The organism is Streptomyces sp. NPDC094032 (assembly GCF_040303965.1).
GTDB lineage: Bacteria > Actinomycetota > Actinomycetes > Streptomycetales > Streptomycetaceae > Streptomyces.
The window spans coordinates 350,625-371,110 of sequence record NZ_JBEOUE010000002.1 but is presented as its reverse complement, the minus strand read 5'-3'; the positions used below and the strand labels follow the sequence as shown (position 1 = coordinate 371,110).

At 71.1% G+C, this 20,486-nt stretch carries 22 protein-coding genes; 13 read left to right on the top strand and 9 right to left on the bottom strand.

Annotated features, from left to right (window positions below; genetic code table 11):
- Positions 1-502: 502 nt before the first annotated feature.
- Positions 503-1,351 (top strand): C40 family peptidase, encoded by an 849-nt coding sequence (locus ABTZ54_RS04725; RefSeq protein WP_351657222.1) that lies wholly within the window; start codon positions 503-505, stop codon positions 1,349-1,351.
- An 85-nt stretch (positions 1,352-1,436) separates the two neighbouring features.
- On the opposite strand, the gene ABTZ54_RS04720 is transcribed toward ABTZ54_RS04725, so the two are convergent.
- The gene (locus tag ABTZ54_RS04720) at positions 1,437-2,306 is read right to left on the bottom strand and encodes an NAD(P)-dependent oxidoreductase (RefSeq protein WP_351657220.1); all 870 of its coding nucleotides are present in this window, start codon (positions 2,304-2,306) and stop codon (positions 1,437-1,439) included.
- A gap of 84 nt (positions 2,307-2,390) precedes the next feature.
- On the opposite strand from ABTZ54_RS04720, the gene ABTZ54_RS04715 reads away from it, so the two are divergent.
- Positions 2,391-3,365 (top strand): GlxA family transcriptional regulator, encoded by a 975-nt coding sequence (locus tag ABTZ54_RS04715; protein WP_351657218.1) that lies wholly within the window; start codon positions 2,391-2,393, stop codon positions 3,363-3,365.
- On the opposite strand, the gene ABTZ54_RS04710 is transcribed toward ABTZ54_RS04715, so the two are convergent.
- The 4 genes from ABTZ54_RS04710 to mqnC form a co-directional block, all read right to left on the bottom strand.
- On the bottom strand, positions 3,331-4,617 hold the full coding sequence (locus ABTZ54_RS04710; protein ID WP_351657214.1) for a geranylgeranyl reductase family protein: 1,287 nt from the start codon (positions 4,615-4,617) through the stop codon (positions 3,331-3,333). The genes ABTZ54_RS04715 and ABTZ54_RS04710 overlap by 35 nt on opposite strands.
- Positions 4,618-4,741: 124 nt before the next feature.
- The gene (locus ABTZ54_RS04705; RefSeq protein ID WP_351657211.1) at positions 4,742-5,437 is read right to left on the bottom strand and encodes a demethylmenaquinone methyltransferase; all 696 of its coding nucleotides are present in this window, start codon (positions 5,435-5,437) and stop codon (positions 4,742-4,744) included.
- Positions 5,438-5,540: 103 nt separating this feature from the next.
- On the bottom strand, positions 5,541-6,140 hold the full coding sequence (locus tag ABTZ54_RS04700; RefSeq protein ID WP_351657209.1) for a hypothetical protein: 600 nt from the start codon (positions 6,138-6,140) through the stop codon (positions 5,541-5,543).
- 12 nt (positions 6,141-6,152) lie between these two features.
- Positions 6,153-7,352, bottom strand: a complete 1,200-nt coding sequence (gene mqnC / locus ABTZ54_RS04695; RefSeq protein ID WP_351657207.1) for a cyclic dehypoxanthinyl futalosine synthase — start codon at positions 7,350-7,352, stop codon at positions 6,153-6,155.
- 181 nt (positions 7,353-7,533) lie between these two features.
- Here mqnC and ABTZ54_RS04690 point away from each other — a divergent pair, with 181 nt between their 5' ends.
- Entirely contained in the window at positions 7,534-8,586 is a 1,053-nt protein-coding gene (locus tag ABTZ54_RS04690) for an alpha/beta hydrolase (protein ID WP_351657206.1), read from the top strand.
- 27 nt (positions 8,587-8,613) lie between these two features.
- Here the strand turns inward: ABTZ54_RS04690 and ABTZ54_RS04685 are convergent, their stop codons facing one another.
- The gene (locus ABTZ54_RS04685; RefSeq protein ID WP_351657204.1) at positions 8,614-9,480 is read right to left on the bottom strand and encodes a menaquinone biosynthetic enzyme MqnA/MqnD family protein; all 867 of its coding nucleotides are present in this window, start codon (positions 9,478-9,480) and stop codon (positions 8,614-8,616) included.
- A gap of 270 nt (positions 9,481-9,750) precedes the next feature.
- On the opposite strand from ABTZ54_RS04685, the gene ABTZ54_RS04680 reads away from it, so the two are divergent.
- The 9 genes from ABTZ54_RS04680 to ABTZ54_RS04640 all read left to right on the top strand — a co-directional run bounded on the left by ABTZ54_RS04680 (position 9,751) and on the right by ABTZ54_RS04640 (position 17,311).
- On the top strand, positions 9,751-9,954 hold the full coding sequence (locus ABTZ54_RS04680) for a cold-shock protein (protein ID WP_351657201.1): 204 nt from the start codon (positions 9,751-9,753) through the stop codon (positions 9,952-9,954).
- Positions 9,955-10,123: 169 nt separating this feature from the next.
- Positions 10,124-10,522 carry a DnaJ family domain-containing protein gene (locus ABTZ54_RS04675; protein ID WP_351657199.1) on the top strand — a complete coding sequence of 133 codons (399 nt, stop codon included), beginning with the start codon at positions 10,124-10,126 and terminating at the stop codon, positions 10,520-10,522.
- A gap of 132 nt (positions 10,523-10,654) precedes the next feature.
- Positions 10,655-12,778 (top strand): serine/threonine-protein kinase, encoded by a 2,124-nt coding sequence (locus ABTZ54_RS04670; RefSeq protein ID WP_351657197.1) that lies wholly within the window; start codon positions 10,655-10,657, stop codon positions 12,776-12,778.
- A gap of 49 nt (positions 12,779-12,827) precedes the next feature.
- A complete protein-coding gene (locus tag ABTZ54_RS04665) occupies positions 12,828-13,280 on the top strand; it encodes a hypothetical protein (RefSeq protein ID WP_351657194.1) in 453 nt (150 codons plus the stop codon).
- Positions 13,280-15,349: a hypothetical protein gene (locus tag ABTZ54_RS04660; RefSeq protein ID WP_351657192.1), complete on the top strand. Its 2,070-nt coding sequence runs from the start codon at positions 13,280-13,282 to the stop codon at positions 15,347-15,349. The genes ABTZ54_RS04665 and ABTZ54_RS04660 overlap by 1 nt, the downstream gene beginning before the upstream one ends.
- Complete coding sequence (locus ABTZ54_RS04655; RefSeq protein WP_351657188.1) at positions 15,346-15,903, top strand: hypothetical protein; 558 nt, start codon at positions 15,346-15,348, stop codon at positions 15,901-15,903. The genes ABTZ54_RS04660 and ABTZ54_RS04655 overlap by 4 nt, the downstream gene beginning before the upstream one ends.
- Entirely contained in the window at positions 15,900-16,436 is a 537-nt protein-coding gene (locus ABTZ54_RS04650; RefSeq protein WP_351657185.1) for a hypothetical protein, read from the top strand. Before ABTZ54_RS04655 ends, ABTZ54_RS04650 begins: the two co-directional genes overlap by 4 nt.
- 82 nt (positions 16,437-16,518) lie before the next feature.
- A complete protein-coding gene (locus ABTZ54_RS04645; protein WP_351657182.1) occupies positions 16,519-17,025 on the top strand; it encodes a mycothiol transferase in 507 nt (168 codons plus the stop codon).
- Positions 17,026-17,110: 85 nt separating this feature from the next.
- Positions 17,111-17,311, top strand: coding sequence for a hypothetical protein (locus tag ABTZ54_RS04640; protein WP_351657180.1), 201 nt, complete (start codon positions 17,111-17,113; stop codon positions 17,309-17,311).
- A 67-nt stretch (positions 17,312-17,378) separates the two neighbouring features.
- Here ABTZ54_RS04640 and ABTZ54_RS04635 read toward each other — a convergent pair whose 3' ends face one another.
- Positions 17,379-17,618, bottom strand: a complete 240-nt coding sequence (locus tag ABTZ54_RS04635; protein ID WP_351657178.1) for a hypothetical protein — start codon at positions 17,616-17,618, stop codon at positions 17,379-17,381.
- A complete protein-coding gene (locus tag ABTZ54_RS04630) occupies positions 17,615-18,484 on the bottom strand; it encodes an isocitrate lyase/PEP mutase family protein (RefSeq protein WP_351657176.1) in 870 nt (289 codons plus the stop codon). Before ABTZ54_RS04630 ends, ABTZ54_RS04635 begins: the two co-directional genes overlap by 4 nt.
- Positions 18,485-18,777: 293 nt before the next feature.
- Here ABTZ54_RS04630 and ABTZ54_RS04625 point away from each other — a divergent pair, with 293 nt between their 5' ends.
- Positions 18,778-20,037 carry an esterase/lipase family protein gene (locus ABTZ54_RS04625; protein WP_351657175.1) on the top strand — a complete coding sequence of 420 codons (1,260 nt, stop codon included), beginning with the start codon at positions 18,778-18,780 and terminating at the stop codon, positions 20,035-20,037.
- Here the strand turns inward: ABTZ54_RS04625 and ABTZ54_RS04620 are convergent.
- On the bottom strand, positions 20,015-20,443 hold the full coding sequence (locus ABTZ54_RS04620; protein WP_351657173.1) for an ATP-binding protein: 429 nt from the start codon (positions 20,441-20,443) through the stop codon (positions 20,015-20,017). The genes ABTZ54_RS04625 and ABTZ54_RS04620 overlap by 23 nt on opposite strands.
- Positions 20,444-20,486 lie beyond the last annotated feature (43 nt).

The following is a 20,486-nucleotide window of genomic DNA, read 5'->3' as shown; positions in this document are numbered from 1 at the left end:
CCACCACCTGACGAAGGATCATGAAGCCGGATGAGCGGTGATCTTGCCACGCGAAGCGCCCAGGTGATCACCAGATGTGACATCCACACCGGAAGACGCTGGTCGGAGGGGGTGTCGCACTATCAAGAGATGGGCTGTACAAGCAAATTGGCGACGAGACGCGTACGAGTGATAAAGGAAGCGCCCGTCGCCCGGTCGGGGGGTCCGGCGTACCGCGGTGGACGTGTGCGCGCATTCACGAGCCTGGATGTGACCTGCGCCACACCGGGAACCGGCCAGGAAGAACGGGGCTTGGCCATCGAGGTGAAGAGGTGGTAAGTGCAGGGCAATTCGGACTTTTCATTGAAAACCCATGATCAAGCCCGCATTGAGCCATGCCCGATTTGCCCGTTACGGCGTCAATAAGGGCGACAGGGAAGCGGATTCAGCGGTTCCGTACGTAACTGTGGCGCAACCCACGTTTCTTGAAGGGAACCGTGAAGCCCTGATAGCGGTTGTACCCATGTCCCACACCGCTCACATACCCAGCCACCGGAAGCCCCGCCGCAGCGCCTCGAAGATGGCTCTCCGAGCCGGAGTTGCCGGTGGCGTCTTCAGCACCCTCGCCGTGGCCGGCGCCGCCGCCCCGGCGAGCGCCGAGCCGGTGACCGAGACGACCCTTGAGATGCCCACCCTGGGCTCGCTCGACGCCGACCTCGCCAGCGCCGTCTCCGCCTCCGCGGACGCCAGCCAGCAGGAGGCCCTCGACCAGAGCCTCGCCGCGCAGGAGGACGCCGCCCTCAAGAAGGCCGCCTCCGAGGCCAAGAAGGCCAAGGCCGAGGCCGACCGCAAGGCAGAGGCGGAGAAGGCCGAGAAGGCCCGCGCCGAGGCCCAGGAGCGCGCCTCGCGCACCGCCCAGCGCACCCAGCTCGCCGCGAAGTCCGCCTCGTCGTCCGGCTCCTCCTCCTCGGTCGGCAGCAGCTCCTCCTCCAGCAGCAGCAGCTCGCAGGTCGCCACCGGCTCCGCCGCCGCGATCGTGGCCTTCGCCAAGGCCCAGATCGGCGACGCCTACGTCATGGGCGGCACCGGCCCCAACTCGTGGGACTGCTCCGGCCTCGTCCAGGCCGCCTACCGCCAGGCCGGCATCGACCTGCCGCGCATCTCCGGCGACCAGTCGAGCCGCGGCACCTCCGTCTCGCTGAGCAACCTCCAGCCGGGCGACATCCTCTACTGGGGCAGCCGCAGCGGCTCGTACCACGTCGCGATCTACGTCGGCGGCGGCAAGTACGTCGGCGCGCAGAACCCGTCGACCGGTGTCGTCGAGCGCTCGCTCGACTGGGACACCCCCTCGGGCGCCGTCCGCATCCTCTGATCGCAGGACCGCAGCACCCGCACGTGTGAAGGGCCGTCACTCCTCGGGGGAGCGACGGCCCTTCGTTCATCTCCGCATACGGGCGTTACTTCCGGAATGTCTCGATGATCCGGGCGTAGCTGTCCCCGCCGTGCCCCGCCGCGACCGCCTCCTTCACCATCTCCAGGTGCAGCCGGGGCAGCCGGTCGTCGATCCCGCGCTCCTCGCCCGCGTGCAGCAGGTGGGCCATGGACGCCAGGTGCACGTCGAGGGTCGCGTCGTCGCCGGGGTACTCCCCCGCGTCGATCTGCTCGGCGTACGTGGTCATGAACCAGGCCATCGTCCGCAGCGAGCGCACCACGACCGCCGTGAACTCCTTCGCCGGCACCCCGTCGGCCCCGGTGAGCGCGGTGGCGTGCAGCCAGCCGCCGAACATCGACCACATCAGGCCCAGCAGACCGGCGTCGTACAGCGAGGCGAGGCCCGCGTCCTCGCCCAGGTCGACCGGGTCGGCGAGCAGTTCCAGGGTCGCCCGGTGCTGCTCCAGGAGGCCCGGGGAGCCCGCGTACAGGACCATGTTGGAGCGGTCGCCGATGCCGGGCGGGGTGGTCATGATGCCGCCGTCGAGGTAGCCGATGCCGTGCCCGGCGGCCCAGGCGGCCTCCTCGCGGGCCTGCTCGGGCGAGCCGGAGGTCAGGTTGACCACGGTCCGGCCGCGCAGTTCCTCGGCGACGGGGCCCAGGAGCGAGCGGACGGCGGGGTAGTCGAGGACGCAGACCACGACGAGTTCGCTCGCCGCGACCGCCTCGGCGACGGTGGGGGCGAGGACGGCGCCGCGCTCGACGAGCGGGGCGGCCTTGCCGGGGGTGCGGTTGTGGACGGTGGTGGGGTGGCCGGCGTCGAGGAAGGCGCCCGCGAGGGCGGCGCCCATCTGCCCGAGGCCGATGACGGTCACTGGAGTGCGCTTGGTGCTCATGGCTCCACGCTCTCAACGGCGAGAACCGGCCGACAGGACCAGGACCGACACCCTGCGCACGGTTCCTGCCATAGGCTCGCGGGCATGAGCCCCGGAGTCGTCGCCCTCGTCCTCGTACCCGACGAGCACGGCCGGATCTCCCCGTACGACGTGTACGAACTGGCCACCGTGTCCATGGTGTTCGGGATGCCGCACACCGATCTGGCCGACCCCTGGTACGAGCTGCGGACCGTCGGCCCCGCCCCCTACGGGACGCACGGCCTGGACGCCCTGGCCGGCGCGGACACCGTGATCGTGCCGTCGGTGCCGGACGCGGTCGTCGAGGGCCGCCAGGAGCTGCCGCCGGAGCTGGTCGCGGCGGTGCGCGCGGCGGCGGGGGCCGGGGCGCGGGCGGTGTCGATGTGCAGCGGCGCCTTCGTGCTGGCCGCGGCCGGGCTGCTGGACGGGCGCCGGGCCACCCTGCACCGGGCGTACGCGGCCGAGCTGGCCGCCCGTCACCCCCTGGTGGACGTCGACCCGTCGGTCCTCTACACCGACGAGGGCTCGGTGCTGACCGGCGCGGGCGCCGCCGCGGGCCTCGACCTGTGTCTGCACCTCGTGCGCAAGGAGCTCGGCGCGGCCGTCGCGGGCGCGCTCGCCGACCGGCTGGTCGTCGCGCCCCACCGGCCGGGCGACCGCCCGCAGTCGGTGGAGGCGCCGCTCCCGGCGGACGAGGCGGACACCCTGGGCCCGGCCCTCGCCTGGGCCCTTCAGCGGCTGGGCGAGCCGCTGACCGTGGACGAGCTGGCGCGCCGGGCGCGGATGAGCCCGCGCACCTTCCACCGCCGGGTGCGCGAGGTCCACGGCACCACCCCGCTCCAGTGGCTCCTGGAGCAGCGGGTGGCGCGCGCGCAGACGCTCCTGGAGGCGACCGATCTGCCCGTGGAGCGGATCGGCGAGGAGAGCGGCCTCGGTTCGGCGGCGAATCTGCGCCGCCACTTCACCCGGGCGGTCGGGGTCTCCCCGACCGCCTACCGGCGCGGGTTCACGCCTTCGGGGCCACCTTCGAGAGCCCGTTGATGATGCGGTCCATCGCGTCGCCGCCCGTCGGGTCGGTGAGGTTGGCCAGCATCTTCAGGGTGAACTTCATCAGGAGCGGGTGGGTCAGGCCGCGCTGGGTCGCGATCTTCATGATCTTCGGGTTGCCGATGATCTTCACGAAGGCGCGGCCCAGCGTGTAGTAGCCGCCGTAGGTGTCCTTGAGGATCTTCGGGTAGTTGTGCAGCGCCAGCTCGCGCTGGGCGGGCGTGGCGCGGGCGTGCGCCTGGACGATGACGTCGGCCGCGATCTGGCCGGACTCCATGGCGTACGCGATGCCCTCGCCGTTGAACGGGTTGACCAGGCCGCCCGCGTCGCCGACGAGCAGCAGGCCCTTGGTGTAGTGCGGCTGGCGGTTGAAGGCCATGGGGAGGGCGGCGCCACGGATCGGCGTCGTCATGTTCTCCGGGGTGTAGCCCCAGTCCTCCGGCATCGAGGCGCACCAGGCCTTGAGGACCTCGCGCCAGTCCAGCTCCTTGAAGGCGGAGGAGGAGTTGAGGATGCCGAGGCCGACGTTGGAGGTGCCGTCGCCCATGCCGAAGATCCAGCCGTAGCCGGGCAGCAGCCGGTCCTGGGGGCCGCGTCGGTCCCACAGCTCCAGCCAGGACTCCAGGTAGTCGTCGTCGTGGCGGGGCGAGGTGAAGTACGTACGGACGGCGACGCCCATCGGGCGGTCCTCGCGCCGGTGCAGCCCCATCGCGAGCGACAGCCGGGTGGAGTTGCCGTCGGCGGCGACGACCAGCGGGGCGTGGAAGGTGACCTCGCGCTTGTCCTCGCCCATCTTGGCGTTCACGCCGACGATGCGGCCGGTGCGGTCGTCGATGATGGGGGCGCCCACGTTGCAGCGCTCGTAGAGCCGGGCGCCGGCCTTCTGGGCCTGGCGGGCCAGCTGCTCGTCGAAGTCGTCGCGCTTGCGGACCAGTCCGTAGTCCGGGTAGGAGGCGAGATCCGGCCAGTCGAGCTGGAGCCGGACGCCGCCGCCGATGATCCGCAGGCCCTTGTTGCGGAGCCAGCCGGCCTCTTCGGAGATGTCGATCCCCATGGCGACGAGCTGCTTGGTCGCGCGCGGGGTCAGACCGTCGCCGCAGACCTTCTCGCGCGGGAACGCGGTCTTCTCCAGGAGCAGGACGTCCAGTCCCGCCTTGGCGAGGTAGTACGCGGTGGTCGAGCCGGCCGGGCCCGCCCCGACGACGATCACGTCTGCGCTGTGCTCGGAGAGGGGCTGCTCGGTCACGGCGGATTCTCCCGGAGACTCGACGGTAGGGGCGGGTACGGACGTACCGGGGCAGTCTATGGGGGACCGGAAAGGCCCGGCCGGAGGGCTACCCCCCGCCACGGGATCGCCCTGGGGGCCCGCCCTACGGCTGCTTGAAGCCGCGGTGCATCGCGACGATCCCGCCGGTCAGGTTCCGCCAGGCCACGTTCGACCAGCCGGCCTTCTGCATCAGGCCCGCGAGGGTCGGCTGGTCGGGCCAGGACTGGATGGACTCGGCCAGGTACACGTACGCGTCCGGGTTGGAGGAGACCGCCCGCGCCACCGGGGGCAGCGCGCGCATCAGGTACTCCTCGTACACCGTGCGGAACGGGGCCCAGGTGGCGTGCGAGAACTCGCAGATGACGACCCGTCCGCCGGGCTTCGTCACCCGGAACAGCTCGCGCAGCGCCTGGTCGGTGTCCTGGATGTTGCGCAGCCCGAAGGAGATCGTGACGGCGTCGAAGACGTCGTCGCGGAACGGCAGCTTGGTGCCGTCGCCCGCGGTGAACGGCATCCAGGGGTGGTTCTTCTTGCCGACCCGCAGCATCCCCAGGGAGAAGTCGCAGGGCACGACGTACGCCCCGGCGCGCGCGAACGGCTGCGAGGAGGTCGCGGTGCCGGCGGCCAGGTCCAGGATCTTCTGCGCGGGGCGCGCGTCGACCGCCCTGGCGACCTCCTTGCGCCAGCGCCGGTCCTGGCCGAGCGACAGGACGTCGTTGGTGAGGTCGTAGTTCGCCGCCACGTCGTCGAACATCGAGGCGACTTCGTGCGGCTGCTTGTCCAGGGTGGCGCGGGTCACTGGCGTTCGCCTCACTTGGTTCGTACTGCGGGCTTGGTTCGTACGGAGCTCTGACGGGCTGACGTTACGCCCGCATTGTCGCAGGGCGTCCGGGCCACGGCGGTCAGCGGGCCCGGTAGACCAGACGGCCGCCGATGACCGTGGCCACGCAGGTGGCGGGCCCGAGACGGACGAGCGCCGCCCGGTCGGGCACGTCGAAGACCGCGAAGCGGGCCGGACCGCCCGCCACCGGCGCGGGCAGCAGCACGAGCGGCACCGGCGCGAGGGACGGCGGGCCCGGCAGGTTCGGCGGGCGGCGGCCCACGGCGAGCCCGGCGCGGCGCACCGCGTCCGCGGCGGACCGGTCGCGCAGCTCGCCGCCGATGGCGACCGTGCCGTGCGCGAGCAGCCGCTGCACGCCCCGGCGCGCGGAGGCGCCCCGGCGGATGGGGTTGGCCTCCAGGATGTCCAGCGCCCGCTCCCCCGTGATCGGCTCGGTGCCGTACGTGTCGGCCTCGCGCGGGTCCGGGTGGTAGGTCGCTTCGAGCAGCTCGGGGCCGTACGGGTTGAGCAGGCCGGGGGTGAGGATGCCGGGCCAGCGGCGCAGTCGCGCGTCCTGGTTGGCCTCGGCCAGTTCCTCGTACGGTCCGACGGCCCGGACGAACGCGCCGTCGACGAGGACGGCGAGCTCGGGCGAGGCGTCGGCGGCGTGCAGCGTCAGCATCGGTGCCGTTTCTCAGTTGGCGTCGAGGAGCTTCAGCTCGGGGTGGGCCGTGCCGCCCTCGATCGCGATGGACGAGATGTGGGACGCCACGCGCTCGTCGACCGGGTCGTTCGCCGGGTCGTCGTGGACGACCAGGTGCTCGTAGGTGGTCGAACGCTGCGCGGGGACGCGGTCCGCGGTGCGGATCATGTCGATCATCTCGCGCAGATTGGACCGGTGCTTCGCACCCGCGGAGGAGACGACGTTCTCCTCCAGCATGATCGAGCCGAGGTCGTCGGCTCCGTAGTGCAGGGTGAGCTGGCCGATCTCCTTGCCCGTGGTGAGCCACGAGCCCTGGATGTGCGCCACGTTGTCGAGGAAGAGGCGCGCGATGGAGATCATCCGCAGGTACTCGAAGAGGGTCGCCTGGGTGCGGCCCTTCAGGTGGTTGTTCTCGGGCTGGTAGGTGTACGGGATGAAGGCCCGGAAGCCACCCGTCCGGTCCTGCACGTCGCGGATCATGCGCAGGTGCTCGATCCGCTCGGCGTTGGTCTCGCCGGTGCCCATCAGCATCGTGGAGGTCGACTCGACGCCCAGCTTGTGCGCGATCTCCATGATCTCCAGCCAGCGCTCGCCGCTCTCCTTCAGCGGGGCGATGGCCTTGCGCGGCCGCGCCGGGAGCAGCTCGGCGCCGGCGCCCGCGAAGGAGTCGAGGCCCGCCGCGTGGATGCGGGTGATGGCCTCCTCCACGGAGACCTTGGAGATACGGGCCATGTGCTCGACCTCGGAGGCGCCGAGGGAGTGGATGACCAGCTGCGGGAAGTCGGCCTTGATCGCGGCGAAGTGCTTCTCGTAGTACTCGACGCCGAAGTCGGGGTGGTGGCCGCCCTGGAACATGATCTGGGTGCCGCCGAGCTCCACGGTCTCCGCGCAGCGGCGCAGGATGTCGTCGAGCTCGCGGGTCCAGCCCTTCTTGGTGTCCTTGGGGGCCGCGTAGAACGCGCAGAACTTGCACGCCGTCACACAGACGTTCGTGTAGTTGATGTTGCGCTCGATGATGTACGTCGCGATGTGCTCGGTCCCCGCGTACCGGCGGCGGCGCACGGCGTCGGCGGCGGCGCCGAGGGCGTGCAGCGGCGCCGAGCGGTAGAGGTCGAGCGCCTCCTCCGGTGTGATCCGGCCACCGGCGGCGGCACGGTCGAGAACTGACTGGAGTGCGGCCTTCTCGGTCACCGGGTGTCCCTTTCGGAGGCTGCGTACGCGCGGGCGGGCGCGTACTGGAACGGACCGAGTCAGCCTACGCCAGCGCCTTCGGCCGGATTCGTGCCGGTCCCGAGCCAACCGATCGGGTCCCGGATCCCTCTCCCCTTCCGGAATCCGCCGTATGACCCGAAACGCACTCGGAGACCCCGCCATGAACCGTCGCAAGTACACCAGGACCCTCACGGCCGCCCTGGCCTTGGGCGCCACCCTCTCGCTGGTCGCCGGCTGCTCCGAGGAGGGCGACCCGATCTCGTTCGACGTGCCGAGGAGCGACAAGCCGGCCCAGCGCCAGGCCGTGCAGCGGCACAAGCCCGGCGGGACCGGGGCCGCGGCCCCCGAGACCGTGTTCCCGACCGGACCCGAGTCCTCCTTCACCGAGCAGCGGGCGCTCCCGGACGGCACCAAGATCGGTGTCACGGAGCTGCACGGCGAGAAGTCCGGATTCACGGGCCGGGTCTGGGTATGGGCCCCGAAGCAGTACTTCGACCCGAAGTACGCGAACAGCGGCTTTCCCGTCCTGATCTCGCTGCCGGGCGGAAAGGGCTTCCCCACGAACTACTGGACGGGGAAGGGCATCGATCTCCCGGGGCACATCAGCCGCTGGGTGGACGAGGGAAAGAGCAAGCCGTTCATCGTCGTGATGCCTGTTCTCAACCCGGACGCCGAGTTCTACTACGACGGCAGTGATATCCCGGGCCAGCCGAAAATGGGGACCTGGCTGACCGAGGACGTGCCCGATTTCGTCCGGGCCAATTTCCGCACCTTCAAGTCCCGGGACGGCTGGGCCTTCATGGGCTCCTCTTCGGGCGGATTCGCCGGACTGAAGTCGGTGCTCCAGAAACCCGACAAGTTCAAGGCCGTGATCGCCTCCGGGCCCGACACCGTTCCGGACTCCCCGCTGTGGAAGGGGTACGAGAAGGAGCAGCAGGAGAACAACCCGGAGAAGCTGGCCGCCGCCCTCGGCCTGAAGCCCGACATCCCGGCGAACGAGGTGTTCGTGGCCTTCCAGATCGGCACCAAGGAATCGGGGCTCAGGAACCTCCGGTCCTTCATGCGCCACTACACGAAGGGTCCGGTCAAGACCCGGATCGAGATCATCCAGGACGGCGAGCACAACGCCCGCTCCTACATGCGGGGCATGGACGACGGGACGATGGCCTGGATCAGCGCGCGGATCCAGGGCCCGATCCCGTCGTCCGTCTGACCGTCCGACCGTCCGACGCGCCCCTGATCAGGGCGTTCCGAGCAGCTCCACCCGTACGTCCGCGGGGAAACCGGTCGTCGGGCCGGTCCTGCGGGCGAACTCGCGCACGCCGGCGAGCTGCTCGGGGCCGAAGCGGAAGTCGAGCGTCCGGAAGTACTTCTCCAGGACCTCGGCGTCGAAGGTCTCCCAGCGCGCGGCCTGCTCGGCGACCTTGGCGACCTCTTCGAGGGAGAGGTCGCGCGAGGCCAGGAAGGCCTGGTGCACCTCGTGGACGGTCTCCGGCTCCCGGGCCAGGAAGTCCCGGCGGGCCGCCCAGATCGCGAAGACGAACGGCAGCCCCGTCCACTCCTTCCACATCAGCCCCAGGTCGTGGACCTGGAGCCCGAGCCGGGGCCCGTCGTGCAGATAGGCCCGCAGGGCGGCGTCCCCGATGAGCACGGCCGCGTCGGCCTCCTGCATCATCAGGCCGAGGTCGGGCGGGCACGTGTAGTAGTCCGGGCTCACCCCGTACCGCTCGGCGAGCAGCAGCTGCGCCAGGCGCACGGAGGTGCGCGAGGTGGAGCCGAGCGCCACCCGCGCCCCGTCGAGCTGGTCCAGGGGGCGCTGCGAGACGATCACGCAGGACATCACGGGCCCGTCGCAGCCGACGGCGATGTCCGGCAGGGCGACCAGCTCGTCCGCGTTGCGGAGGTACTCGACGAGGGTGATCGGGCCGATGTCCAGGTCGCCCCGCACCAGCTGCTCGCTGAGCTTCTCCGGGGAGTCCTTCGTCAGCTCCAGATCGAGGAGTGTCCCCGTCCGCGCCAGGCCCCAGTAGAGGGGCAGGCAGTTCAGGAACTGGATGTGCCCGACGCGGGGCCGGCTGCGCTGGTGGTCGTCGATTGCTTTGTCCACATCGCGAGGCTAGACCCGTCTCGCACGGTGGACATCGCCGGGGCACGCGCCGGGCCCGGATCGGACATCCGTCCGAACTCAAACATGCGGGTGACGTGATCTTTCCCTCTATCGCTTCGACCACGCTGCGTGCTACGCTCAACGCAAGTTGCAGTTCGGTTTCCCTTGCAGTACAGAGCCTGCGGAGCATGTAACCCGCAGGCTTTTGTAGTTTTCAGACTTGGTTGCAGGTTCTGGAGCAGGGCGACCCTTTGGCCCATAGGAGGGCTCATGGCTACCGGAACCGTGAAGTGGTTCAACGCTGAAAAGGGCTTCGGCTTCATTGCCCAGGAAGGCGGCGGCCCGGATGTCTTCGTCCACTACTCCGCGATCAACGCGTCTGGCTTCCGCTCCCTCGAGGAGAACCAGGCCGTGACCTTCGACGTCACCCAGGGCCCGAAGGGCCCGCAGGCGGAGAACGTCGTCCCGGCCTAAGGAACCCTCGATCGTATGATCGTGATCCTCTAGAGCTGTACCCAAGGAGCCCCGCTCCGTGCGCGTCGAGCGCACGAGCGGGGCTCCTGCCGTTTCCCCGGCGCGGCAGATAGTAGGCGGACGCGTACGTTCCGTATCCGTCCATGCGGCGGATACGTATTGTGGACACATGACCGAACGCAAACCGCCCGGTGTCAGCTTCGAGTCGTTCGTGGACAAGCAGATCCGCGAGGCCGCGGAGCGCGGGGAGTTCAGTGCTCTGAAGGGCTTCGGCAAGCCGCTTGAGGACGACACCGCGCCGTACGACGAGCTGTGGTGGGTCAAGCAGAAGATGCACCGCGAGGGTGCCTCGGTGCTCCCGCCCTCGCTGACCCTGCGCAAGGAGGCCGAGGACGCGGCGGAGGCGGCGCGCGCCGCCGTCTCGGAGACGCAGGTGCGCCGCGTCCTGGGCGAGATCAACGCGAAGATCGTCGCGGCCCTCGCCCGGCCTCCGGCGGGACCGCCGCTGAACCTGAAGCCGTTCGACGTGGAGGCGGCGGTGGCGGAGTGGCGGGCGGGGCGCCCGTAAAGGAAACGTGCGGATCGGTGCCCCTGGAAACCAAGTAGGTGCCCTGAGCGTCCACTTGACGCGTACTCATCTAATCTGAGCGCGTTCGGCCGACCACGGGGCACTGTCACGACCAGGGGGAGTCAGACCGGCATGAGCGGCGAGAGTGGCAAGCGCGACAAGGGCGGCAGTGGCATGGAGCCGCTCGCCGCCGGCGATCCGCGGCTGATCGGGCCGTACCGGCTCCTCGGGCGGCTCGGCTCCGGCGGCATGGGGCGGGTGTACCTGGCCCGCTCCGAGGGCGGGCGGACCGTGGCCGTGAAGGTCGTGCACGAGGAGCACGCGCAGGACCCGCAGTTCCGGGCCCGCTTCCGGCGCGAGATCGAGGCGGTACGGAAGGTCGGCGAGCACTACACCGCGCCCGTCCTCGACGCCGACCCCGAGGCCGAACGCCCCTGGGTGGCCACCGGGTTCGTCCCCGGGCCCTCCCTGGAACAGGTCGTACGGGACCACGGCCCGCTGCCCGCCGACTCGATCCTCGCCCTCGCCGACGGGCTGCTCCGCGCGCTCCAGGGCATCCACGGGGCGGGGATCCTGCACCGGGACCTCAAGCCGTCCAACGTGATGCTCACCGTCGAGGGCCCCCGGGTCATCGACTTCGGCATCGCGCGCGCCCTGGAGCGCTCCGTCGAGTCGCTGCTCACCAGCACCGGCATGGTGGTGGGCTCCCCCGGCTTCATGGCCCCCGAGCAGGTCCGCGGCGGCTCCCTCGGCCCGGCCGCCGACGTCTTCGCCCTCGGCTGCGTCCTGATGTACGCGGCCACAGGGCGGCTCCCGTTCGGCCACGGCGCCAGCAACCAGCACGCGATCATGTTCCAGATCGTGGAGGCGGAACCGGAACTCGACCGCATCGCGTCCGAGCCGCTCCGCGCCTTCATCGGGCGCTGCCTGATCAAGGACCCGGCGGCCCGGCCGGGGGTGGAGGCGCTGCTGGCGGATGCGGCGCTGACGGGCGGGGAGGCGGGGGGCGCTGAGGGCGGCGCGGGCGCGGAAGCGGCCGAGGCTGCCGGCGGTGGCGCGGGCGCGGAAGCGGCCGAGGCTGCCGGCGGTGGCGCGGGCGCGGAAGCGGCCGAGGCTGCCGGCGGTGGCGCGGGCGCGGAAGAGGCCCAGGGCGCCGAGGCGGCTGGCGGCGCGGGCGCGGAAGCGGCCCGGGGCGCCGAGGCGGCTGGCGGCGCGGGCGCGGAGGGCGGCCGGAAGGCCTCGGACGCGCTGGCCGGTGGGGACTGGCTGCCGCCCGCGCTCGTCGCTCGGCTTGCTCGGCAGGCCGCTCGGCTGCTCGACATCGAGGCGCTTTCGGAGGAGCTGGCCCAGGAGGCGCGGGACGCCGAGGCGGCGGAGAAGGACGGGGCGCCCGACACCGGGACCCTCGGGCTGCGGCCGCAGGCCGGGGGCTCCACCGCCGCTCCCCGCGAGCCCCGCCGCGCCTCCCGCATCTGGGCCGTCGTGGCCGCCGTCTTCGTCGTCCTCGGCGTCAGCGGCACCGTGGTCAAGCTCATCGACAACGACCCCGGGACCCGCGACCTCCAGGGCGCGCCCGGCACGAGCACCACGGCGCCGCCCGCCACCACCACCACGGGCGGCCCGTCGACCGGCGCCCCCTCCACAGGCGCGAGCACGGGTACGGGCCCTGCCCCGACCCAGGCCGTCCCGCCGCCGGGCGGCGCGGCGGGCGCGGGCGGAGCCGTCGGCGGGGGCGGGGGCTCCTCGTCCTCCGGCGGAGCCGTCGGCGGTGGCTCCTCCTCCGGCGGTACGGTCACCTCCGGCGGCGGGTCCTCGACGACGACCGGCGGCTCCGGCGGGACGACCACCCGGCCGCCCGCCACCACCACCGCCCCCAAGCCCAAGCCCAAGCCCCCCGCCACCACCGACAACCGGATCCCGTCCGCCTTCGTCGGCACCTGGAAGTACACCGCCCAGTTCAACATCGACCAGCCGGGCACCGTCTACATCTACCGCGTCGCCCCCGGCCAGATCGCCGCCAAGATGGTCATGGACTCCCAGAGCGGCCTGCACTGCGAGCACGTCGCCAAGCTGATCTCCATCACCGACGGCGGCAGCCGGATCAACCTGGGGACCGCCGTCATGGACCGGGCCCGCTCCAACAGCCTCTGCCAGGACGACGACCCGTCCTACTTCGCCCTCGCCACGCCGACCGGGCTGCGCCATGACGTGGGACCGGCCCACGGCGAGGGCTATCACTACGAGAGAGCAAGCTGACGTACATCCGTACGCCGTACACCGGTACGTGAAACCACACGGGGGTCTTGTGTCATTCGACGACGAATGGGCCGGCATCAGGTCGGGCGCGCGGGAGGACCAGGCGGCGATGCAGCTCGCCCACGCCGCCCGCGTCGACATCGACGGCGACGGCGGCTCCGTCCAGAGCGGCGACCTGAGGGTCGAGCAGACGGATCTGGCGGCCGTCGGCGACGCCGCCTTCAAGCTGCACACGCGGCTCGGCACCGAGGGCGACCACGCGAAGGCCAGCACGCAGGCGGCGGGCGCCGCGATGAAGGCGGAGTTCGCGCTCGGCCCGGCGCTGACGACGGTGGCCGACAAGTGGAACGAGCAGGTGAACACCCTGCTGGACGCGTGCGCCCACATCTCCAACCACCTGGAGTACTCGCAGAAGACGCACGCGGAGGACGAGCACTGGATCGCCACCCGCTTCAGGTACGAGCAGCTCGACAAGGGCTTCGAGGAGAGGGCGGGCCACTGATGGATCTCGACGCACTCAGGTTCGCCGACTTCTCCAAGCTGGGCACGGCCGCCGGTGACTGGGACGCCATGGCGAAGAAGCTGTGGGAGCTGGAGTCGGACGCCCGCGACAACCTCGGCGGGAAGGCGCAGAAGGCCGACTGGAAGGGCGTGAACGCCACCGTCACGCGGGAGTTCATCGGCAAGACGGCCAAGGAGTTCGCCGACGCCGCCACCCAGGCGACCAGCATCGCCAACATCCTCCGCGACACCCACGGCGAGCTCGACGGCTTCAAGAAGCAGCTCGACGAGACGATCCGGCAGGCGCTCACCCGCAATCTGACGGTGATCGGCACGGGTGACGGCGGCTTCACCGTCACCATGAACATCCACCCCGACCGGGCGGCCAAGGGCACGACGGTGCCGGAGCACACCGAGGCGGACGCGATCAATCTGCGCAACGAGGTGCAGAAGATCCTCCAGCAGGCCACCGAGAGCGACTCCACCGCCGCGCAGGCGCTGACGATGCTGGTGAGCCAGACCCCGTACGGCTTCTCGGACGCGGCGTACTACGACCGGGACCGGGCCGCGCAGGCGATGAAGGACGCGGAGCGGATCGCGAACCTGCTGAAGACCAAGGGCGACGACCTGTCCCCGGCGGAGTTCGACCAGCTCAACAAGGACCTGGCCGCGTACAAGGACGACCGGCTCTTCCAGGAGACGCTGGCGACCACCCTCGGCCCGCGCGGTGTGCTCGACTTCTGGGCGGACCTCTCCGACCCGTCGGACGGCGGCAACCTCCAGCGCGCCCGCTTCGACCAGCTGGGCGACTTCCAGCAGAACCTCTCCCTGGTGCTGGCCGGCGCGACGCAATCGGACAGCCCCGCGATGCGCACGTGGGAGAACGACATGGTGAAGCTGGGCGAGGAGCGCATCCAGACGCGCGGCAGCCAGGTCTACGGCTACCAGCTCATGAGCAACCTCATGCGCACCGGCAACTGGGACGACCGCTTCCTCAACGACTACGGCAACGCGCTCGTCGCGACCGAGAAGAAGATGAAGATGCCCGACCACTACTGGAACTCGGGCACGCCGCCGACACCGGTGATGAACTTCATCGGCGAGGACTTCGGCCGCGACCCGATGACCGGCTTCATGAAGGGCCTGGCCGCCAGCCCGGACGCGGCCACGGAGTTCTTCAACGCAACCCAGCCCGACGACAACGCCAAGTACGTCCTGGGCGACCGGCGCACCTTCGACGACACCCCCCTGGACCGCAAGGACGGCAACGGCGCGTGGGACGCCACCGGCGCCGCCCTGGCCGCCGCCGCGACCGGCATGAACCCGAACGACCCGACCGCCCCACAGGTCGACCTCACCCCGGAACACCGCCAGGTCCTGGACCGCTCCCTGACGTACCTGTCGGCCCGCGGCGACGACATGCCGTCGGAGATGCGCGACGACATGGCGAAGGTGCTCTCCCGGCACAGCGACGTGGTGCACCATTCGGCGAGCACCTTGGCCGACCAGTCCAACGACCCGAGGATGCTGGACCGCAAGGCCCTGCTGGAGGTCAGCAAGCAGGTGTCCCGCGACCAGGACGCGTACGGCATGCTCAACGAGGCCATGAACCGGGAGATGCTGAGCGACATCAACACGGGTGTGCCGTCCGACCAGCGGGAGACCCTGCTGCGCGCCGGCGCCACGGTCGGATTCCTGGAGGAGGCGCGCTACCAGGCCCTCCAGACCGACAAGGAGGACCCCAGCTGGAAGGCCAAGTGGCTGTACCACGGCTTCGGCGGGGCCGCGAACTTCATCCCCGTCGTGGGCGACGCCGCACAGCGCGGCGTCGACGCGCTCGCCTACCAGTGGCAGCTGGACGAGCAGGCCAGGATCAACCACGAGACCGCCCGGATGAACGGGGACACCTTCACCGCCCGTGAGCGGCAGCTCCAGGCGCTCGCGGACGCGTGGATCGCGGCCAACCCCGACGAGAAGGCCGCCCAGAACAGGTACACGCTGACCAGCGACATCAACGGCGCCGCGTTCGACGGCAACAAGCGCGCCTCCGGTCTGGCGGGTGAGGGATGACCCACCGGCACACCAACCGTCGCCGCGTCGCGCTCGCCGTGGCCGGCCTCGCCCTGCTCACCGCCGCCGGATGCACCCAGCCGCCGTCGTACGCCGTGCCCGGCGAGGTCTGCGGAATCGCCGTCTCGCCCGACGTCCTCCGTCCGCTCCTTCCGGACGGCGAGAAGGTAGCCGCCGATCCGGTGGACCTCGGCAAGGGCAGCTCCCGCTGCAAGGTCTCCGTCGACGGCGAGCTGGCGCTGTACCTCCAGACAGATCTGGCCACGCCGGAGACCGACCCGGCGCAGGTGCGACGGCGCGAGCTGGAGCGGTACGGCCATCCCGCGCCGATCGACGTCGGCGACCAGGGCCGCGTGGCGGACAGCGGCGCGCTGGCCTCCGCGACCTGCCGCCACCAGGGCACGGACCGGAAGGTGATCGTCGAGGCCCAGCTCCCCGGCGACCCCCCGAAGGACGTGGCACAACGGCGCAAGGACCTCACCGCCTTCATCGGGGCGTATCTGCCCGCCGTCCAGAAGTCGCTGGGCTGCCCAAGCGCGGCGAGCACCCCGTGAGGCGCGGCGCGCTGACCGTCCTCGTCGCGGTCGCCGCCCTCACGGCGGCCGGGTGCACCGAGGTGACGGGGCAGGCGACAGGCCCGAAGGGATACGAGACACCGACCGCCCTGTGCGACGTGGCCATCGACCCGGTCCTCCTCAAGCCCCTGCTGATCCCGGGCGAGGAGGTCGCCGTGGCGCGCGCGAACGCGGCGTCCGGCGGCACCGGTTGCGCGGTCTCGGTGGACGGCAGGCAGGTCCTCGCCCTGGAGAACACGGCGGGCCCGCCGGCCCTGGACTACCGGGCCACGTGGAAGTGGCAGATGCCGCACGGAACGGCGGTCGGGATCGGTGACGAGGGACGGGGCACGGACACGCTCGTGAGTGCGGCACGGAAGTGCGCGGTGGGCGGCCAGAAGGTGGTCTTCGTCTCCCGCGCCGAGCGCTTCAGTACGCAGGGTGGCGACGCCGCCGCCCGTAAGGAGGCCCTGACCCGTTTCATGGCCGCGTACTTCCCGGCGGCGCAGAAGGTCGCGGCCTGCACCGTGTGAGAGCGGCGCCGTCCGGGTGAAATCCCCGGGCGGCGCCGATCAGGGACGGCTCGGAGCGGGCCGGAGCGGGAAACCTGGCCCCATGAAAAGCGCCGACCTGCTCCTTGACGCGTTCGCCCGGGTCCAGGAGACCGTGCACGAGGCCGTCGAGGGGCTGTCGGACGACGATCTGGCCGTACGGATCGACGCCGACGCCAACTCGATCGCCTGGCTCGTGTGGCATCTGACCCGGATCCAGGACGACCACATCGCCGACGCCTTCGGTACGGAGCAGATCTGGAGCGGCGAGGGGTGGGCGGCGCGGTTCGGGCTGCCCTTTCCCGAGGGGGACACCGGGTACGGTCACAGCCGGGAGCAGGTCGCCGCCGTCCGCGTTCCGGGCGCCCTCCTCCTCGCCTATTACGACGCCGTCCACGCCCGCACGGTCGCCCACGTCGGCTCCGTCACCAACGCCGACCTCGACCGGGTCGTCGACACCCGCTGGGACCCACCGGTGACCCTGGGCGTGCGCCTGAACAGCGTCCTCACGGACGACAACCAGCATGCGGGGCAGGCATCTTACGTACGGGGAGTGGTGGAGCGGCGCTGAAGGGCGCGCGCGGCCGGGCCGGGCGCCCCTCCCTCTCCAGGGTCACCTTCCGTGACCCATCACGCTCCGCGACCGTTGCCCGGGCATGAACCTCACCACCATCCCCCGCGTACTCGTCAGCGCCCTGACCCTGACCGGCGCGGCCCTCGGCTTCGCCGCGCAGACGGCGCAGGCCGCCCCCGAGGCCGCCGATGCCTCCGGGTCCGTCGTCACGCATCACTTCGCGGACGGGCCGGAGCCGATCGAGATCGGCGAGGACGGCAAGGCGGATCTGACGGAGGACTGATCCCCCGTACGACGTGACGGAGCGGCCGGACACCACGAGGGCGGTGTCCGGCCGTTCGTACGTCCCGTCAGTCCTCGTCGCCCCCGACGGCCCCCATCAGGGCCTGGATCGCGTCGACCGCGCTGCCGTCGTGGTCGCTGCCGACCGTGCCCTGGCCGCCGAGCTGGAAGTTGGCGGCCCGGTCGACCTCCAGGATCGAGTCGGCCTCCGAGTTGTCGATGACGGTGATCAGGCTGCCGGCCGAAGCGGGCGCGGCGGCCGCCGCGAGGAGCACGGCGGCCAGGCCCAGCGCCTTGACCGACCTCACACCCCCACCCGCGCGGGAGCGTCCTCGTGGTGGCGGGCGATGTTCCGTTCAAGGAGCCGGGTCGAGGCGGCGACACCCACGCCGTCCACCGGGTCGAAGGACGGCAGGCGCCCGTCGGCCCGCTTCAGCTCCGCGAGCGCCGAGTCCATCGCCCGGTGCGCCGCGAAGAGGCACGGGGTGCTGTAGATCGCCACGTCCACGCCGAGCTCCGAGAGCTCGCCGAGCGAGAGCCGCGGGGACTTGCCGCCCGCGATCTGGTTGAAGAGCAGCGGCTTGTCGCCGACGACGTCCCGGATCCGCCGGATCCACTCCACGCTCCGTACGCCGTCCACGAGGACCACGTCCGCGTCGGTCGCCGCCAGGCTCTTCGCCCGGTGCAGGATGTCCGCCTCGTCCGTCGCGTCCGTACGGGCCACCACGACCAGGTCCCGCCGGGTCGCCAGGACCATCTCCAGCTTCGCCAGGTACTCGTCCAGCGGCAGCACCTGCTTCCCGTCCGCGTGCCCGCACCGCCGGGGCCGCTTCTGGTCCTCCAGGATCACCCCGGACGCCCCGATCCGCTCCAGCCGCTCCACGACGTGGCACGCCACCTCGGGGTCCACGTAACCGTCGTCGATGTCCACCAGGAGGTGCTGCTGCGGGAACGCGCCGCGCAGCCGCTCCACGAAGGCGACCATGTCCGGCCAGGCGATGAACCCGATGTCCGGCAGCCCGTAGTACGAGGCGGCGAAGCCGAACCCGGAGACGAACATCCCGTCGTAGTGGTCGGCGGAGACCGACGCCGAGTACATGTCGTACACGCCGATCAGGGGCGTGGTGCCGGGCGCGGCGATCTGCTCGCGCAGCCGGTTTCCGTAGCTGGTCACGATCTGACTCCTGCTCATCTCGGGGATCACGGAAGGGGCGCGGGGCCACCGCAACACGACGCCCCTTTGCCAAAACCTGATGATTTCCTGAGAGTTCGCGGAAGATCGGCATACGAGCGCTTTACTCACTCTCCAGGCGTAGCGCATTCACCACAGAAACGTCACCGCGCGAGAACCGGACAATCGTTCACTCGGACGGGTGGTTTGCCCGAGGTCGGGACGGATAGCGGCCGACGCCGGGCTGTGAGGATTCCCGGCGTCGCATCCACGCCCACGCAAGGAGTCAACTGAGCATGTCCACCTCTGTCGTCGACATCTGGGGATCGGTCGCCCCGAAGGACCGCGTCGCCCCCAACGCCGAGGCGCCCGACCCGGGCGACATCTGGCCCCTCTCCGGCGGAACGGCCTGGGTGTACCACAGCCCGCTGAACCGCAGGCAGCTCGTGCGCCCCGTGATCCTCTCCGACGGCTTCTCGGCGGGCGCCAGCAACCTGGACCAGCTCTGGGCCGGTCTGGAGGAGAACGGCAAGTACCGCTTCATCACCGAACTCCACGCCACCGGCCGCGACGTGATCATCCTCGGCTACGACAACCGGACCGCCTCCATCACGGAGAACGCCGAGACCGTCATCGACTGCATCCAGCGGGCCAAGGCCGAGCGGATCGGGCAGGCCCCGCTGGTCGTCGGCGGCTTCAGCATGGGCGGCATCGTCACCCGCTACGCGCTCGCCAAGATGGAGCAGAACCCCAGCCTCGGCGACCACGAGACCCGCCTCTACCTCTCCTTCGACTCGCCCCACACCGGCGGCTGGTTCCCCGTCGCCCTCCAGGCGTTCACCCACTACGCGGCCGAGCACTGGGGCGACGACGAGGCCAACGGCTCCTTCATCCAGCTGCTCGCCCACCTGCTCAACAGCCCCGCCGCCAAGCAGATGGCCCGCTGGCACCTCTCCTCGGCCGACGCCACCGCCGAGCCCGCGCAGGAGCGCGTCGAGTTCCTCCAGGAGCTGGAGGCCCTCGGCGGCTGGCCCCAGCGTCCGCGCAAGATCGGTGTCGCCAACGGCGTGGACACCGGCGTCGGCAACGGCATCGCGCCCGGCGCCGTCGCGGTGCGCGGCGACGGCGAGAACTTCAGCGACACCTGGCTCAAGATCCAGGAGCAGGGCGACCAGCTCGTCGCCCGCCTCCAGAAGAAGGGCGAGCCGGTCACCGAGGTCCGCACCAGCGGCCTGCCCGACATCGACGGCGCGCCGGGCGGCATCTTCACCTTCAAGACCCCCCTCGGCGACACCGGCAGCTTCGGCCTCGCCGCCCTCCTCATGTCCCTCCTCGGCGACACGGTGGACCCGGACATCATCACCACGTCCTGCTTCATCCCCACCCGCAGCGCCGTCGCCGTCGGCGACATCGACGACCCGAAGGCCCTCTACGCCCCGATCGACCGCGAGGCGAGCGAGCTGGACGACTTCCTGTGCGCCAGCGCCAACGAGGGCCACACCACGATGACCGAAGAGCTCGGCTCCTGGCTCGTCAACGAGATCGCGGCCGGCTGACCGTCGCCCACACCGTCTTGCCGACGCTACGGCCCTTCACCCCCCACGCCGTGGCCAGCGCGTCGACCAGATGGAGCCCGTACCCGTGTTCGTCCGGGTACGGGTCCGGCTCGGGCGCCCGCTCACCCCGGGCGTCCGAGACCTCGACCCGCACGTGGTCGACCGCGAGCGTCACCCGCAGCTCGAAGTCCCTCCCCTGCACGCGGCCGTGCGTCACCGCGTTGCTCGCCAGTTCGGCGACCACCAGCTCCGCCGCGTCCGTCGCCGTCACACCCCAGTCCCGCAACTGCTGCACCGCCAGCAAGCGCGCCAGGCGTGCGCCCCGGCGCGTAGCGGAGAAGCGTTGCGAGAACTCGCCACCGAAGTCACCGGAAGGGGTGGTCGGTGGGGTCAATTCCGTCTTCATGCCACCGAGCCTGGGCTCTCAGCCCTACTGTGACCAGGGGCTT